The organism is Streptococcus sp. KR, assembly GCF_002238115.1.
In the GTDB taxonomy this organism is placed as follows: Bacteria; Bacillota; Bacilli; order Lactobacillales; family Streptococcaceae; genus Streptococcus.
In genome coordinates this window covers 1-681 of the sequence record NZ_NGVM01000095.1, presented here as the reverse complement: position 1 = coordinate 681, position 681 = coordinate 1, and the positions used below count along the sequence as shown (strand labels likewise).

Below are 681 nucleotides of genomic sequence, written 5' to 3'. Positions count from 1 at the left end.
CTTTATTTTGAATAAAATCTGCGACTGCAAGACTACCAGCTGCTAAAACAACTTCGTCCGCTTGTAGACTCTCCTCGCCCTCTGGTTTAGAACCTGGTTTCGATCTAAAATCATACGGATTCGTTCCCTGCAACAACTCCTCATCATCAGAAACTCCGTCAGCATCCGCATCATGTTCCAACTCCTGCTTGTTGTAACCTTGTTCTTCTAGTTTGATTTCTTCCTCTTGTGATTTCTCAAATTCTTCTCGGACTGTGGAGATCGTTTGTTCAACTTTTTCTGATAAACCTTTGATTTCTTTTTGCCATTTTTCAATAAGGGCCAATTGTTCCATAGGTGAGTCTTTGACTCCCAACTTCTCAAACCAAGCAGATAGATTTTCGACCTCAACACTATCCATTCCATCAAAAGAGATAAATCCAAGGCGACCATCATGACTACTATCTGTAAATCCAATTGGACTATTTTCCAAATCTCCAAATGGGAGTTGGGATAGAAGTTGATCTGCGTAAAGAGTATCTTCTAAAGCGTAACTGAACTGAGAAATATCTAACTCACTCGCCAATCTCTCCAGATGATACGGAGTGAATATGGCCCCATCTATCTTCATCAATTCTGGGTACTCTCTCATTTCTCGTGTTCCAAGTCTTTCTTTGTGAGCGATTGGGTTAATCTCATTCC

At 40.7% G+C, this 681-nt stretch carries 1 pseudogene; it reads right to left on the bottom strand.

Annotated features, from left to right (window positions below):
* Positions 1-681 (bottom strand): annotated as a pseudogene (locus tag CBI42_RS11025) (PBECR4 domain-containing protein); the annotation flags it as partial.